Raw genomic sequence first — 15,131 nt, 5'->3', positions numbered from 1 at the left:
GGCACCTGCACCACCTTCCACGGCCTGGCTCCGACCGTTGTCAGTGAAAGGCCATCACCATGTCCTACCCAGTTGAACAGAACGAAAAGTTTGCATCGTATGCGAACCCCGAACGCCTTGTGTCCACTGAGTGGCTCGCGGCAGCCCTTGCAGACGGCGCCATTGCCGATGGCAAGCTTGTGGTTGTCGAGTCCGACGAAGACGTTCTTCTCTACGAAACCGGCCACATCCCGGGCGCCGTCAAGATTGACTGGCACACCGACCTGAATGACGAGGTCACCCGCGACTACGTGGACGGCGCCGCTTTTGCCGCCCTCGCGGCCTCCAAGGGCATCTCCCGCGACAGCACCGTGGTCATCTACGGTGACAAGTCCAACTGGTGGGCTGCCTACGCGCTTTGGGTCTTTACGCTGTTCGGCCATGAGGATGTCCGCCTCCTCGATGGTGGCCGCGACAAGTGGATCGCCGAAGGACGCGAGCTGACCACCGATGTCATACAGCCCTCAGTGGGTGAATACCCGGAGGTGGAGCGCAATGATGCTCCGATCCGCGCGTTCAAGGAAGACGTCCTGGCACACTTGGGCAATCCCCTCATCGATGTCCGCTCCCCTGAGGAATACACGGGACAGCGCACGCACATGCCGGCTTACCCCGAAGAGGGCGCGCTGCGCGGGGGCCACATTCCCACCGCCGCGTCCATCCCGTGGGCACGCGCTGCGGCTGAAGACGGCACTTACCGGAGCCGTGAAGAGCTCGAAGCCCTGTACCTTGGCGAGGCCGGCTTGGAACCCGGCGATGACGTGGTGGCCTACTGCCGCATCGGCGAGCGTTCCAGCCACACCTGGTTCGCGCTGAAGTACCTGCTGGGCTTCGACACTGTCCGCAACTACGACGGCTCCTGGACCGAGTGGGGCAACGCTGTGCGGGTTCCCATCGTCAAGGGCGCCGAGCGCGGTTCCGTTCCTGCGTCCCTCGTCAGCAACTAGGGGCCCGGTCAGCACCAAGGCAGGGAATAAGGCATACGTAGTGTTCGGCCACACAAGATGCATTGACCGCTGTTGTGCGTAAGCTGGAAGTGATGAGTACGAACACTTTGCCCACCGCCCTGGCGGAAATCGTTGATGACTTCCAGGCACTGACGGAGCCTGACCGCCTGCAACTCCTGCTCGAATTCTCGAGGGGCCTGCCGGAGCTTCCGGAGCGCTTGAAGGACCACCCTGAACTGCTGGAACAGGTTGTGGAGTGCCAGTCACCGTTGTTTCTCACCATTGAGTCCGAGAAAAATCCCGACGGCGGCGCCCGCGCCTACCGGCTCTTCTTCAAAGCTCCTCAGGAGGCGCCCACAACCCGCGGCTTCGCAGGGGTCCTGCACGAGGGCCTGGATGGATTGACTGCAGAGGAAATCCTTGCCGTGCCCGACGATATGCCGGAGTTGCTGGGCCTCACCCGGGCCATCACTCCCCTGCGAATGCGGGGAATGACCGCCATGCTGGGGCGTATCAAGCGGAAAGTCGCAGCCGCCAGCCGGCTGGAAAACTGACTCGCTGGAAAACTGAAGGGCACAACCACAGGTATGGCCAAGAAGATGGCTTCGCAGGGAACGCCGGCTACTGCAGCACTTGCAGCGGCCGGCGTTCCCTTCGTGTTGCACCCCTATGCGCACGATCCGTCGGCGGCCAGCTACGGCATGGAGGCCTCGGAAGTCCTGGGCATTGAGCCTGAACGGGTTTTCAAGACCCTCATGGTGGAGGTTGAAGGCCGCCTGGCAGTGGCCATCGTTCCGGTGTCCGGGAACCTCGACCTAAAGTCCGTCGCAGCAGCCCTCGGAGCCAAGAAGGCAGCAATGGCCGATCCCAAGGCCGCCGAACGGCGCACCGGATATGTGCTGGGAGGCATATCACCGCTGGGACAGCGGCAGGCCTCCCCCACAGTCCTTGACGAGTCTGCCTTGGACTTGGCTACCCTCCTTGTGTCCGGAGGCCGCCGTGGACTGGACATTGAGCTGGCTCCGGCCGATCTCATCCGGCTTACCAAGGCCATCACGGCTCCCATCGGCACTGCCTCGAGCATCAAGGGCTAAACCGAAGCCGCCTGGCCACCCGCAACTCCGGGGTTCCTCAGCCAGGCTGCCCGGTGGCGCCCGTCTGCCCGGGATTGTTTCGGGGAGCCAGTTGCCTCTGGAGCCAGGCGCGGACCAGGCGCTCCCAGCGTTCGGGGTCCACGTTCCACTCTTTGGTGTGCCGGGCGCCGTCGAACGGCTCAAAGGTGACCATCTCGGGGTTCTTCTCCGCAAGGCTCGCGGAAGGCCCGAAGGGCACGTAGTCGTCGTCCACGCTGTGGATCAGCAAGGTGGGGGTCCGCAGCTCGACTGCCCGCGCTTCCCAGTCCATTGCTTTCAGGTCCACAGGCGCAGATAGTCCGGTCAGCCTGCGCCCCAAGGGATGGCTCAGCATCATCTGTCCATACCTGCCCACGTTGTAGGGGATCCTGTTCATCTCGGCGTGGTGGGCCATGACATTAACCCAATTGATGACCGGGGCATCCAGTACCAACGCGCGGATGAGGTGGCGGTGCTTGGACAGGTCCGCTGTTTGCAGGCTGATCGCTCCGCCCATGGACCAGCCAAACAAAACTATTTCCTGCGCACCCTGATCCAGTGCGTATTCGATCGCGGCCTCAACGTCCCGCCATTCCGTGGAACCGAGGCCGTATCGTCCATCCGGCGCGGCGGGGGCAAGTCCGTCATTACGGTAGGAAATCAACAGGCTGTCCATACCGAGTTCCCGTGCAGTGCGGACGGCACGAAGGCCTTCCAGGCGCGTGGCTCCGCGGCCGTGGACCATGATTGCGCAGACTGGCGCCGCGGCCGAAGCTTCGGCCCGGATCAGCCAGGCAGGTGCTTTCCCGCCGTCGATCTCTATGTCCACGTCCTCGGCCGCAAGGCCGATCGCCGCCGGGTCCGGGTACGTTGCACCGCTCCACCAAGCACGGCGCGCCTCCGGGAGGTTGCCACTGTAAACTTCCTCGACCTCACGCAGCACGGTTTGCTCGGCGGGCGAATAGGACACAATCCGGCCGATCCTGGCATGTCCTTGGCCACCGGAGAAGAAGAGGCTGAAGACGCCGTCGATGGTGGTATCAGGGGTGGCCGCAAGAATGACCTGAGGTCCCTTGTCACCGCGGATTACGGCAAGTACTTCCTGGTCCTCGTGCCGGGCCGCGGGCGTGATGACACGGCGGGCAAAATACACGGCGAGCGCCGAGGATCCCGCGCCTACCAGACCGGCTACGGTACCGCCGGCCAGGAATCCTGCGATGGCCCATTTGGTGCGGAGGGAGAGTTTCTTGTCTGCAGCGTCGCTCGCTGGCGGGGTAGTCGATGCCATGGTTCCATTGTTGCTGCTCAGCGGCGGTGCTTGGGGCAGGCTTGGACCGCGCGGCGCATCGGGCCGCGAATCCTGGCGCGTGAATCAGAGTCCCAAAAATCTGCGGACAGCGGTTCGCCGGGACTACGCTGTAGCCATGAGTGATCCCATCGTCATCCTGACTGAAGAGCCCCTCGGCCCCGACGACCGCGTTAATATCGCCAAATTGCTCGACGGCGGTGATGCGCCCCTTATTGTCCTGGTCCCCTCAAACACAGAGCGACATCTTCTGGTCGACTTCTTGGAAAACCTGTCGCTGCTTGATATCGCCAAGGCGTTCCGGGAGCTCACTGCACAGCATCCCGACCCTGAGGCTGAGCGTGCGGAGGCCTCTGAGACGCTGGCTGCATCGCTGGCGGCATTGGCCGGGTTGGGCGGTGGCGTCACCGGAGAGGTCGTCGACGGCGGCGCCGTGGCAGGCTTGGTGGCGAAGGTCCGTGCGGTGGACGCCGCGCAGGCGGTTGTCATTACCCGGCCCCATGCCATTTCGGACACGTTCCACACTGACTGGGCCAATAAGGCACAGGATCAGCTGGGTCTTCCGGTCCTCCACCTGTACGCGGGTTCGGGATTTATCGGCGACTCGTGAGCGTTGCATTAGACATGAACACTCCTGACAACACCAGCAAGACAACTTCTGTGCCCGTGGAAAAGAGCGATGCCCAGTGGCGGGAGGAGCTGACGCCCGAGGAATACCGCGTTCTTCGGCAGGCGGGAACCGAGCGGCCATACACGGGCGAGTACTGGGACACCCACACGGAAGGGGAGTACCAGTGTCGCGCTTGTGGCAGCCGGTTGTTCACCAGCCGGGAGAAATTTGATTCCCACTGTGGTTGGCCGTCGTTCTGGGCACCCTTGGCCGAAGGTACGGTCCGGTATCTCCATGACCGCACCATGGGCATGGATCGTGTTGAAGTCCGGTGCGCCAACTGTGACTCTCATCTGGGGCACGTTTTCGAGGGCGAGGGCTATGGCACGCCCACGGACCAGCGGTTCTGCATTAATTCCGTGTCGCTTCGCTTGGTGGCGCCGGAAGAGAGCTAGGCAGTTCCGGACGGGCTGGCGCTTTGCCGGCCCGTCCGGGAACTCAGCGTTTTTTGGGGGCTCCATATGGCGGGACTGAATCTCAACTCGCCTTCACGCACCCGATGGCCAAGACTTTCTTATGCTCAAGCCATTCTTGGATTAGCAACGCTTTTTGCTTGCTACGCTCGGCCCAGAAGCAAACACCACTTCGAAAGGGCCGGGCTCCATGACCACTATCACCACCACTATCCTGCCGCGTGTCACCGCCGACAACGCCGAATGGATGACCCTGAAGGCTGCAGCCACAGCTCTGCAGGCACTCCAGGAGCAGGACGGCTCCATTGCCGATTCCGCAGCCCACTCCGAGGCGGCGAGCCTCGTTGCCACACTGACTGACGCCATCGCAGCCTTGGCACCGCACTTCCCCCACGATGCCCGGTACCTGGAACTCCTGGTGGAAGACTTCGGCCGATGGGTCGAGGGCGGCTTCGGGGTGCCGGACTTCCTGGACTCCCTCCAGTCGTTCCAGCCCCAGGAGCAGCGCATTGACGGCCTCCAGCACCTGGTGGTTTTCCCCATGTACACGCAGAACGGCAGCACCAACAGGTTGGTCGAAGCCGTCCTGATCGAGGTTATCTGGCCGGAGTTCATTGGCGGACTGGAGGCCGGCGAGTACTCCAACAAGCTCTTCGTCCCCATCCGCTTCGTGGATTTCACTCCCGGGTACGACACCAACTCGGCTGTACTCTTCCCCGAGACGGTGGCCGTCCGCGAGACCCCTACCTTTACTTGGGGCGCCATCTTCGCCGACCGCGAGGCCGCTCGTTTCCGCCGCGTCCTCAAGGCAGCTGCGGCCACCACGTCGCTGGAACTCCCCGAGGATGCAGCGCGGCTCATCGAGGACCAGGAACTGACACAGCGAACCTTTGTCATGTGGGACCTGATCCACGACCGCACCCACATGCGCGGGGACCTTCCCTTCGATCCGTTCATGATCAAGCAGCGGATGCCGTTTTTCCTTTACTCGCTGGAGGAGCTGCGCTGCGATCTGACCGCGTTCCGTGAGTCCGTACGCATTGAAAAAGACGAAGAAGCCGACCCCGATGCCCGCAAACATGCAAAGCTCGTCCAGTATGCAGTGATCTTCGACCGGATTTTCCGTTTCGCCATCACGGGCAGCCGCGTCCGTAACTACGACGGCCTGGGCGGCCAGCTCCTGTTCGCATGGATGCACCAGCACCACGTGCTCCACTGGACGGACAGCAAGCTCTCCATCGACTGGGACGAAGCTGCCTCGGTTGTAGTGGAACTCGGTGCCAAAATCGAGGAGCTCTACTGGCGCTCGATCGACCGCCCGAAGGCTGCCCACTGGCTGGCAGCGTACGAGCTCATTTCGAGCACCGTGACTCCCCACCCGGCGTCGGTATGGGCCAAGGGCCCGGACGCGCTGCCCTTGGACGGTCCGCCCCGCGGCCTCACGGACCAGGTGCTGGATGACGAGTTCCCCCTGTCCATGTTCTACGAAGCACTGGAGAAGAAGATGCGCCCTGTCATCGAGTCCACCACCGGAATTACTGGCTCGACGGCGGCCTGATGACCACACTGACTATCCTTGTGACCGGCGGAAGCAGCGCATCGGGCATCGCCGTGGCGCGTGCGTTGGGGGCCGCCGGTCACAGGGTGCTCACCGTGGGTTCGGACGATGCCCGGATCAAAGCGGCCGCAGCTGAGGCCGGCAATGGGGCAACTCCCCTGGTTTCCGATCTCTCCAGCCTGGATTCCGTACGCGAACTTGCGGCCAGCTTCCGTGACCTCGGGATCGAGGGCATCGACGGCGTGATCCACTTGGTGGGCGGCTGGCGGGGCGCCAAAGGCATCGAAGACCAAACGGATGAGGACTGGGACTCGATGGAACGGAGCGCTGTGACCACACTCCGCAACGTCTCCCGGGTCTTCTACGGCCAGATTGAAGCATCCCCGCACGGCCGTTTTGCCATGGTGTCGTCAACCACCGCCGCTGCTCCAACAGCTGCAGCGGCCAGCTACGCGGCGGCAAAAGCAGCTGCAGAAGCTTGGACCTTGGCGGTAGCGGATGGTTTCCGGCGGGCGCAATCCGGAACAGCCGGAAACGCGGAAGCCCCCACCGGGCAGCACAGCGCGGCAGTAATTTTCGTGGTCAAAGCCCTCGTGGATCCAGCCATGCGGGAAGCCCATCCGGAAAGGCGATTCCCCGGCTTCACGGACGTTGAAGAACTGGCGGCTGCCGCCGTCGGACTCTTTGAACAACCCGCCGCCACCCTCAACGGCCAGCGCATCCTGCTGGCCCCATAGAATCCTGCCGGCCAAATAGACTTGAAAGCGTGAATGAACAAGTGACGAGCACAACAGAGGCAATCCACAGCGCCAATGAAACCCCCGGCGCGGGTCAACTGCATAACCCTGCGGTTCGTGGGTTCGCATCCGACAACTACTCCGGCGTACATCCGGAGATCCTCTCAGCACTGGCAACCGCCAACGGCGGGCATCAGGTGTCCTACGGCGAGGACGTCTACACGGCACGGCTGCAGGAGGTCCTGGAGCAACAATTCGGCCCGGGCATCGAGACCTTCCCGGTCTTCAACGGAACCGGCGCCAACGTCCTTGCCCTGCAGTCCCTCCTTCCCCGGTGGGGCGCGGTGATTTGCGCCTCCACAGCACACATCAACATGGACGAGAACGGTGCACCGGAACGGGTGGGCGGGATCAAGCTCCTGCAAGTGCCCACCGAAGACGGCAAGCTCACGCCCGAGCTGATTGACCGTGAAGCCTGGGGCTGGGGCGACGAGCACCGCGCCCAGCCGCTGGTGGTGTCCATTACCCAAACCACTGAGCTCGGCACCTGCTACACGCCGCAAGAAGTGCGGGCCATCGCCGACCACGCTCACGTCAAAGGCATGAAGCTGCACATGGATGGCGCCCGGCTTGCGAACGCCGCAGCGCACCTGGACGTTCCCCTCCGCGCATTCACCCGCGACGCCGGCGTGGACATCCTGTCCTTTGGCGGCACCAAGAATGGACTACTTTTTGGTGAAGTCGTGGTGGCCCTGAACCCGGAGGCGGCTGACGGCCTGAAGTTCCTGCGCAAGATGAACATGCAATTGGCATCGAAGATGCGCTTCATCTCGGCCCAGTTCATTGCCCTGCTGGAAGATGGCCTCTGGCTGCGTTCCGCCGCCCACGCCAACGCCATGGCCGCCCGCCTGCGAACGGCAGTAGAAGGACTCGACGGCGTGGAGCCAACACAGGCAACGCAGTCCAACGGCGTCTTCGCCATCCTGCCCGAAGGCGTGGCAGACAAGCTGCGAGAATCCTTCGCCTTCTACGACTGGGATGCCGCCCGCCGCGAAGTTCGGTGGATGTGTTCGTTCGATACCACGGAGGAAGACATTGACGCTTTCGTGGCAGCAATTAAGCGCGAACTGGCCTAACGCATAACACGTGCAACCCGGGGCGGCGAGCCTGCACAGATTCGCTGCCCCGGCCGCATAATCTGCGATGGTGAACGCCCTCGCACAGGTTCCCTCGGAATTTCTCTCCGCCTTGGGATCGCTACGAAAAGCACAATGCCGCAGCGAACTGCGGCTTGACGAGATCCCCGCTCCTGCCCGCCTGGCTCCCTACGCAGTCGCCCTGGGCGCCGAAGTTTTCAGCCCCACTGCGGCAACCCGCCAAGTTCCCGTCCATGGACCGGCCGCCAAGGCCTTCGCCGCAAACCAAGGCAGCAGTTCCTCCAGCGAAGAGGACGACGAACTGGCCACTGGCCGCTTCATCCTCCTCTATGACCCCGACGGTTCTGCTGTCTGGGAGGGAGAGTTCCGAATCGTCACTTACATTCGGGCTCAAATGGACGCAGAGATGGGGAACGACTCCATGCTCGGCTCTGTTGCCTGGACCTGGCTCGTTGACGCCCTGGAGAACCGCGCCGCGCCCTATCGCGCTGCCGGCGGCACTGCCACCAGGATCCTGTCCGAAAGCTTCGGCACCCTGGCCGAACGGCCGGACACCATAGACATCGAGCTCCGGGCGTCCTGGACACCGGCCAGCCAGGATGTACAAGCCCACCTCGAAGCCTGGTCCGACATGGTATGCACCTTCGCGGGCCTGCCGCCCCTGCCGCCAGGGGTCACCGGACTACCCAACAGGAGACTCAATTGAGTGTGAGAAACGCGTCGGCGGGTACCCGCAAAGGACCTGAAACACCCCGCTGCGGCCGGAATCGGTAAGCTTAACCCACCATGACCCCTGAAAATCCGGAAAACACCACGGCCGGCGATCCGGTTGCTGATCCCACCACCCACATCAAGGTAGACGGCTTCGATAGCCACGTCCCTGAAATCATCGATCTCGATACTCCTCGCGAAGGCGTACCCCTGGTCATCGACACCCCGTCCGGGCTGGAGCGGTGCGCAACCGCAATCGCCGCCGGAACAGGACCTGCCGGAGTGGACGCAGAACGCGCTTCCGGCTTCCGCTACGGGCAGCGGGCTTTCCTGGTACAGATCCGCCGCGAGGGCGCCGGAACCTGGCTGATCGATCCCGAACCATTCGAGAACCTGGACATCATCAATGACGCCCTCCGCGGCGTCGAATGGATCCTTCACGCGGCGTCACAGGACCTCCCTTGCCTTTCGGAGCTCGGCATGTGGCCGGACAAGCTCTTCGATACCGAACTTGCCGCCCGCCTCGCGGGACTCCCCCGCGTGGGTCTTGCGGCCGTCATTGAACAACTCCTCGGATTCGGCCTCGCGAAAGAACACTCCGCTGCCGACTGGTCCACACGCCCCCTGCCGGAACCCTGGCTGCGTTACGCAGCGCTCGACGTCGAAGTCCTCGCAGAACTCCGCGAGGAACTCATCGAGTTACTGGAGGCTGACGGCAAGCTTGAATACGCCGAACAGGAGTTTGCAGGCATCCTCGCGGCAGGCCTTTCCGCCCCGCGCGTGGATCCCTGGCGGAAGACCTCCGGACTCCACCAGATACGCGACCGCCGCCAATTGGCAGCTGTACGTGAGCTGTGGCTTGAGCGGGACCAACTGGCTCGCAAACGGGACGTAGCTCCCGGCCGGCTCATCCCTGATTCGGCGCTGGTGGCTGCAGCCAAAGCCATGCCCACCACCGTGCCGCAGCTCCTGGCCACCAAGGGATTCCACGGCCGGTCCGCCCAGAGGGAAGCCCCGCGCTGGCTCCGCTGCATCACCAACGCCCGGACACTCACGGATCTGCCACCCCTGCACTTACCCACCAACGCCCCGCCTCCGCCACGGGTCTGGGCGGACAGGGATCCCGAGGCCGCAGCACGGCTTGCCACCGCCAGGCCGGCCCTGCAGGCGAAGGCAGATGAGCTGAAGCTGCCAGTGGAGAACCTGCTGACTCCGGATTATTTGCGAAGAATTGCCTGGCGCCCTCCGGCTGATGTTTCCCTGGAGTCCGTCGCTGCAGAGTTGCGGTCCCTGGGTGCGCGTGAGTGGCAAATCTCCTTCGCCGCCCCGATACTCACCGAAGCGTGCTTGAACCCGGCTCCGCTTCCCGGCAAGGAGTCCAAGGGGAAGGAAGTCCAAGCGTCCAAGGACGCGCTACCTTCCGGTAATGCCGGCTGAGCTCCCGCCCGCCCTGAGGCCTGTCACCCGAACTGAGGTTCGTGGGGCAGGCCTTTCGCGTCCCCGGGGACAGGTGGGTAACGCCTGGGTCGCGGGCCTTGCAAGCTAAGTTACCCACGAGTAACATTGGACCCAATGCCAGCCGAAGCACCCGCGACGCGGGATTCGGCGCCATGTCTCAACGAGGAGTTATTACATGAGTCCATCACGCAGTGCTCAGAGGAACGTCCGCGACGTCGTCTTCGTGGACGGTGTGCGCACCCCCTTCGGAAAGGCCGGCGAAAAAGGCATATATGCGGGCACCCGCGCCGATGACCTCGTGGTGAAGTGCATCCGCGAACTGATGCGCCGGAATCCCTCACTGCCCGCGGACCGGATCGACGAAGTTGCCATCGCTGCCACCACCCAGACCGGGGATCAAGGCCTCACCATCGGCCGCACAGCGGCGCTGTTGGCCGGGCTCCCCCGCACGGTACCCGGCTTCGCCATCGACCGCATGTGCGCTGGTGCCATGACTGCAGTAACGACGACGGCGAGCGGCATCGGTTTCGGTGCCTACGACGTCGTCATTGCAGGCGGCGTGGAGCACATGGGCAACCACCCCATGGGTGCAGGCGCCGATCCCAATCCGCGGTTCATGTCCGAAAGACTGGTGGACCCCGCGGCCCTGAACATGGGCAACACGGCAGAGAACCTGCACGACCGCTTCCCCGCGATCACCAAGGACCGCACGGACACCTATGCAGCGGCCTCCCAGGCCAAGCTCGCCGCAGCTTACTCCAACGAACAAATCCAGCATGACCTGGTTCCCGTAGCGACCATGAAGCCCGGCCAGGGCTGGGCACTGCACACCGCGGACGAGCCGCCGCGGCCCGGCACCACTGTTGCCGACCTGGCCGAATTGCGGACACCGTTCCGCGCCCATGGTCGCGTCACCGCCGGCAACGCTGCAGGATTGAACGACGGCGCCACAGCCGCGGTTCTCGCTTCGGCCGAAGCTGCTGAAGAACTTGGCCTCTCAGTCAAGATGCGCTTGGTCTCCTACGCTTTCGCCGGCGTCGAACCCGAGGTCATGGGAATCGGACCGGTTCCCGCCACGGAAAAGGCCCTGAAAAACGCGGGACTGGGTATCGAGGACATCGGACTCTTCGAAATCAACGAGGCCTTCGCCGTCCAGGTCCTCAGCTTCCTGGACCACTTCGGCATCGCCGATGACGATCCCCGGGTCAACCGCTATGGCGGTGCGATCGCCGTCGGACACCCCCTTGCTTCCTCGGGCGTCCGCCTGATGAACCAGCTCGCGCGACAGTTCGAGGAAGACCACTCTGTCCGCTACGGCATTACCACCATGTGTATTGGACTGGGCATGGGCGCCACGGTGATCTGGGAAAACCCGCACCATGCAGCCTACGAATCGTTCACCGCTGACCAGGCCACAGCAGCCACCACCGAAGGAGCCGCCGCATGAGCGCCGCCGAATTCCAGAAGCTCGCCGCACTTTTCCCTGATGAGGTTGTCACGCACTCCTATGTGCAGGACATCAAGCTGCCGGGGGGCGCCGGGACCTTCGCGCTGATCACCTTGGATAATGGCCTTGACCACTCCAAGCCCACCACACTGGGGCCCAATACGCTCGTTGAACTCGGCGGGGTTTTGGAGAAGCTCAAGGAGCGGGCCTCGCGGGGAGAAATCGTCGGCGTCGGCGTCACCGGAAAGCCGTACTTCCTGGTGGCCGGGGCCGACCTGTCGGCCGTAAAAACACTCAAGGAACGCGAGCACGGGCTCTGGATGGCGCAGCTTGGCCACGCCGTCTACAGCACGCTCGCCAACCTGGGTGTTCCGAGCTTCGCCTTCATCAATGGCCTGGCCTTGGGCGGCGGGCTGGAGATCGCCCTGCAGTCCACGTATCGGACCGTCTCCACGGGTGCCGGCGCGCTGGCCTTGCCTGAGGCGTTCATCGGCCTCGTACCGGGTTGGGGTGGCGTCTACATCCTGCCCCGCCTCATCGGTCCCGAGAATGCCGTCAAGGTGATGATCGAGAATCCCCTCAGCAACAACCGCACGCTGACCGGACCCCAGGCGTTCGAACTCGGCGTGGCCGATGCCATGTTCGAACCTGCCGACTTTGTGGAGCAGTCGCTCGCGTGGGCGGCCCAGGTCATTTCCGGCGAGGTGACGCCTGAGCGGAAGAACTCCGTTGATGCCACCGATGACGCAGTCACCGCCCGTTGGGCAGCTGCGGTAGCCGCAGGTCGGGCTTTCGTGGAGTCCAAGACCTCCAACGCCTCCCCTGCCCCGGGCAAGGTCCTGGATGTCATGGAGGCCAACCGCACCATGACCCAAGCCGAGTCGGCTGAACTCGAGTGCGAGACCCTCGCCGGGCTCATGCAAACCGACGAGTTCCGCTCCACCGTGTACGCGTTCCTGGACCTCGTCCAAAAGCGCTCCAAGCGTCCCGCGGGCGCCCCCGATCGCAAGCTTGCCCGCCCCGTCACCAAGATCGGCGTTGTGGGTGCAGGGCTCATGGCAAGCCAGCTGGCATTGTTGTTCGCCCGGCAGCTGAAAGTCCCGGTGGTCATGACCGATATCGATCAGGCACGGGTGGACAAGGGCGTCGCCTATGTCCACGCCGAAGTCGACAAGATGCTTGCCAAGAAGCGGATCAAGCAGGACGCCGCCAACAGGACCAAAGCGCTCATTACGGGTTCCGTCTCCAAGGAAGCCTTCGCCGATGCCGACTTCGTCATCGAAGCCGTCTTCGAAGAACTGCACATCAAGAAGCAGGTCTTCGCCGAGGTGGAAGCGATCGTTTCTCCCGAGTGCATTCTGGCCACGAACACGTCCTCACTGTCCGTCACTGCCATGGCCGAAGATTTGAAGCACCCCGAACGCCTGGTGGGCTTCCACTTCTTCAACCCGGTGGCTGTCATGCCGTTGTTGGAGATCGTTCGGGCACCAAAGACCGACGACGCCGTCCTAGCCACCGCGTTCGAGCTCGCCAAGGGACTCAAGAAGACTGCCGTCCTGGTCAAAGATGCCGCCGCCTTCGTGGTCAACCGCATCCTGCTTCGCCTCATGGGCGAGGTTATCGCGGCGTTCGACGAAGGAACCCCGGCGGAGGTGGCAGACAGCGCGCTGCGTCCCATGGGGCTGCCAATGTCGCCGTTCACCTTGAGTGCAATGGTTGGCCTGCCGGTCGCCCAGCATGTCCAGGAGTCCCTGCACGCCGCGTTCGGCGACCGGTTCCCGGTCTCGCAAAACCTGCAGAAACTCATCGACAACGGAGTGAAGAGCCTCTGGGTCCCCGGGCCTGACGGAACTCCCGTCATCCCGGCGGAGACGCTGGCCATCATGTCCTTCGGCAACACCCCGTCCACTGGCGAACAAGTCCTCCGGCGCACCCAGGATGCCCTGGCCGAGGAGATAGGACTGATGCTCGAAGAAGGTGTCGTGGCCGGACCCGAAGACATCGACCTTTGCGTCATCATGGGCGCAGGGTGGCCGATGTTCCTGGGCGGCATTACGCCGTACCTGGACCGGGTGGGCGCATCGGAGCGTGTCAACGGCAAGCGGTTCCTCGCCCCTGGCGTTGCATCAGCGCCTGCCTAACCCATCCCTCTCTCAGATCCCGCGGCCTAAACCGGAACGCTCTCTCATATCCGCCGCTTAAACCGGAACGCTCTCTCACCTTGGTGGGAGAGCGTTCCGGTTTAAGGGCAGTTATGTGAGAGAGGGACGCCTGTAAGTGGTGGGATGTGAGAGAGGGTTAGAAGAGTGCCACCTTCGGCTCCCGCGGGAAGATCTCATCCAGTTCCTCGCGATCCTCCTGCGTGGGGACCCAGCACACGGCTTCGGCGTTCTCACGGATCTGCTCCGGACGGGTGGCACCCGCGATGACGCTGCTGACGCCGGGCTGCGCGGCCAACCAGGAGAAAGCCAACTGAAGCTCGCTGATGTCCCGTTCTTTGGCGAACTGGCCGAAGCGGCCAAGCTGCTCCCAGTCGGCGTCGTGTACGAGGTTGGTGCGGGTGTGGCTCAATCGTGAGCCTTCCGGGGCTTTCCCTGCGGAGTACTTTCCGGTGAGCAGCCCGTTGGCCAAGGGGAAGTACGGCAGGACACCCAAGGAGAAGGCCCCGGCTGCGGGAAGCACTTCGAGTTCGGCGCGCCGATCCAGGAGGTTGTAATGGTTCTGCGTCGAGATGAAGCGGACGCCACCTGATGGTGATTGTCGTGCTACATACTCAGCCTCGGCTATCTGCCAGCCGGCAAAGTTGGAATGGCCGATGTACCGCACCTTGCCGCTGGACACCAGGTCATCCAAGGCTGCCAGGGTCTCCTCGATGGGAGTCCGCGGATCCGGGGTGTGGAACTGGTAGAGGTCGATCCAGTCGGTGTCCAAGCGGCGGAGGGAAGCTTCGACGGCTTTGACAATGTATCGACGCGAACCCCGGGCGTCGAAGTCCCTGCCGTTGGCTCCGCGCATGTCCATACCGAACTTGGTTCCGATGACCACGTCATCACGGCGGCCTTTCAGCGCCTTGCCCAGCATGACCTCACTCAGGCCTGGCTCACGACCGTAGACATCGGCTACGTCAAAGAAGGTCACGCCGGCATCAATTGCGGCCTGGACAACAGCGTCCGTGCCCTCCTGGGACTCAGTGGGAGTGTTGGCGCGGCCCAAGTTGTTGCAGCCCAGCCCCACAGCTGAGACGGTCAGTCCGGAATGGCCAAGGCGTCGGTATTCAGTCATGAATTCAGCCTATACGGGGCGCGGGGACCAGTTGGTCACCCGAGGCAACAAAAGCACTCCAAGCTAACGGGCGCCGTAGGAGATCCCTGATTCCTCCATGGCATCCTCAAGCTGCGCTATGGCTACCGGGCCCATGCCGTGGAGCTTGGAAAGTTTCAGCTCGCCGAACTCGGCCAGCTGCTCCAGCGTCTCTATCCCTTCGTGGGCCAGGGCCCGTTTCGCCGGCGCAGCGAGACCTTTGGGCAGCGGCGTATGTCCGGGCCAGTTGCTCTTGGACGACATGGAGATCCCTCC

At 63.4% G+C, this 15,131-nt stretch carries 15 protein-coding genes; 12 read left to right on the top strand and 3 right to left on the bottom strand.

All coding sequences use genetic code 11. The features are described from left to right. Positions 1 to 59: 59 nt before the first annotated feature. From KCX59_RS09340 to ybaK, 3 genes are all read left to right on the top strand, one after another. Positions 60 to 986: a sulfurtransferase gene (locus KCX59_RS09340; protein WP_179017343.1), complete on the top strand. Its 927-nt coding sequence runs from the start codon at positions 60 to 62 to the stop codon at positions 984 to 986. Between the two features lie 92 nt (positions 987 to 1,078). Continuing rightward, positions 1,079 to 1,540, top strand: coding sequence for a SufE family protein (locus KCX59_RS09335; protein ID WP_178995486.1), 462 nt, complete (start codon positions 1,079 to 1,081; stop codon positions 1,538 to 1,540). 33 nt (positions 1,541 to 1,573) lie between these two features. Beyond that, the gene (gene ybaK, locus KCX59_RS09330) at positions 1,574 to 2,080 is read left to right on the top strand and encodes a Cys-tRNA(Pro) deacylase (protein ID WP_178995488.1); all 507 of its coding nucleotides are present in this window, start codon (positions 1,574 to 1,576) and stop codon (positions 2,078 to 2,080) included. A gap of 37 nt (positions 2,081 to 2,117) precedes the next feature. Here ybaK and KCX59_RS09325 read toward each other — a convergent pair whose 3' ends face one another. Continuing rightward, the gene (locus KCX59_RS09325; RefSeq protein WP_091466760.1) at positions 2,118 to 3,386 is read right to left on the bottom strand and encodes an alpha/beta hydrolase family protein; all 1,269 of its coding nucleotides are present in this window, start codon (positions 3,384 to 3,386) and stop codon (positions 2,118 to 2,120) included. A 136-nt stretch (positions 3,387 to 3,522) separates the two neighbouring features. Between KCX59_RS09325 and KCX59_RS09320 the strand changes: the two genes are divergently transcribed. From KCX59_RS09320 to KCX59_RS09280, 9 genes are all read left to right on the top strand, one after another. Continuing rightward, positions 3,523 to 4,014, top strand: a complete 492-nt coding sequence (locus KCX59_RS09320) for a hypothetical protein (RefSeq protein WP_091467649.1) — start codon at positions 3,523 to 3,525, stop codon at positions 4,012 to 4,014. A 14-nt stretch (positions 4,015 to 4,028) separates the two neighbouring features. Continuing rightward, positions 4,029 to 4,469 carry a peptide-methionine (R)-S-oxide reductase MsrB gene (msrB, locus tag KCX59_RS09315; RefSeq protein ID WP_179017344.1) on the top strand — a complete coding sequence of 147 codons (441 nt, stop codon included), beginning with the start codon at positions 4,029 to 4,031 and terminating at the stop codon, positions 4,467 to 4,469. 208 nt (positions 4,470 to 4,677) lie between these two features. Then, positions 4,678 to 6,045, top strand: a complete 1,368-nt coding sequence (locus KCX59_RS09310) for a DUF6421 family protein (RefSeq protein ID WP_179017345.1) — start codon at positions 4,678 to 4,680, stop codon at positions 6,043 to 6,045. Continuing rightward, on the top strand, positions 6,045 to 6,782 hold the full coding sequence (locus KCX59_RS09305) for an SDR family oxidoreductase (protein WP_179017346.1): 738 nt from the start codon (positions 6,045 to 6,047) through the stop codon (positions 6,780 to 6,782). The genes KCX59_RS09310 and KCX59_RS09305 overlap by 1 nt, the downstream gene beginning before the upstream one ends. A gap of 29 nt (positions 6,783 to 6,811) precedes the next feature. Further along, entirely contained in the window at positions 6,812 to 7,918 is a 1,107-nt protein-coding gene (locus KCX59_RS09300; RefSeq protein ID WP_370629184.1) for a threonine aldolase family protein, read from the top strand. Between the two features lie 67 nt (positions 7,919 to 7,985). After that, the gene (locus KCX59_RS09295) at positions 7,986 to 8,645 is read left to right on the top strand and encodes a DUF3000 domain-containing protein (protein ID WP_091466756.1); all 660 of its coding nucleotides are present in this window, start codon (positions 7,986 to 7,988) and stop codon (positions 8,643 to 8,645) included. Positions 8,646 to 8,725: 80 nt separating this feature from the next. Continuing rightward, on the top strand, positions 8,726 to 10,087 hold the full coding sequence (locus KCX59_RS09290; RefSeq protein WP_178995498.1) for an HRDC domain-containing protein: 1,362 nt from the start codon (positions 8,726 to 8,728) through the stop codon (positions 10,085 to 10,087). 196 nt (positions 10,088 to 10,283) lie between these two features. Beyond that, positions 10,284 to 11,555, top strand: coding sequence for a thiolase family protein (locus tag KCX59_RS09285; RefSeq protein ID WP_179017347.1), 1,272 nt, complete (start codon positions 10,284 to 10,286; stop codon positions 11,553 to 11,555). After that, the gene (locus KCX59_RS09280) at positions 11,552 to 13,696 is read left to right on the top strand and encodes a 3-hydroxyacyl-CoA dehydrogenase NAD-binding domain-containing protein (RefSeq protein ID WP_179017348.1); all 2,145 of its coding nucleotides are present in this window, start codon (positions 11,552 to 11,554) and stop codon (positions 13,694 to 13,696) included. Before KCX59_RS09285 ends, KCX59_RS09280 begins: the two co-directional genes overlap by 4 nt. 157 nt (positions 13,697 to 13,853) lie before the next feature. Here KCX59_RS09280 and KCX59_RS09275 read toward each other — a convergent pair whose 3' ends face one another. Both KCX59_RS09275 and KCX59_RS09270 read right to left on the bottom strand, forming a co-directional pair. Further along, positions 13,854 to 14,837, bottom strand: coding sequence for an aldo/keto reductase (locus KCX59_RS09275; protein WP_179017349.1), 984 nt, complete (start codon positions 14,835 to 14,837; stop codon positions 13,854 to 13,856). Between the two features lie 63 nt (positions 14,838 to 14,900). Next, a complete protein-coding gene (locus KCX59_RS09270; RefSeq protein WP_091466748.1) occupies positions 14,901 to 15,119 on the bottom strand; it encodes a hypothetical protein in 219 nt (72 codons plus the stop codon). Positions 15,120 to 15,131 lie beyond the last annotated feature (12 nt).

Source organism: Paenarthrobacter nitroguajacolicus (assembly GCF_051027655.1).
In the GTDB taxonomy this organism is placed as follows: domain Bacteria; phylum Actinomycetota; class Actinomycetes; order Actinomycetales; family Micrococcaceae; genus Arthrobacter; species Arthrobacter nitroguajacolicus.
The sequence above is the reverse complement of the archived record's forward strand: the minus strand, read 5'-3'. Positions and strand labels throughout refer to the sequence as shown.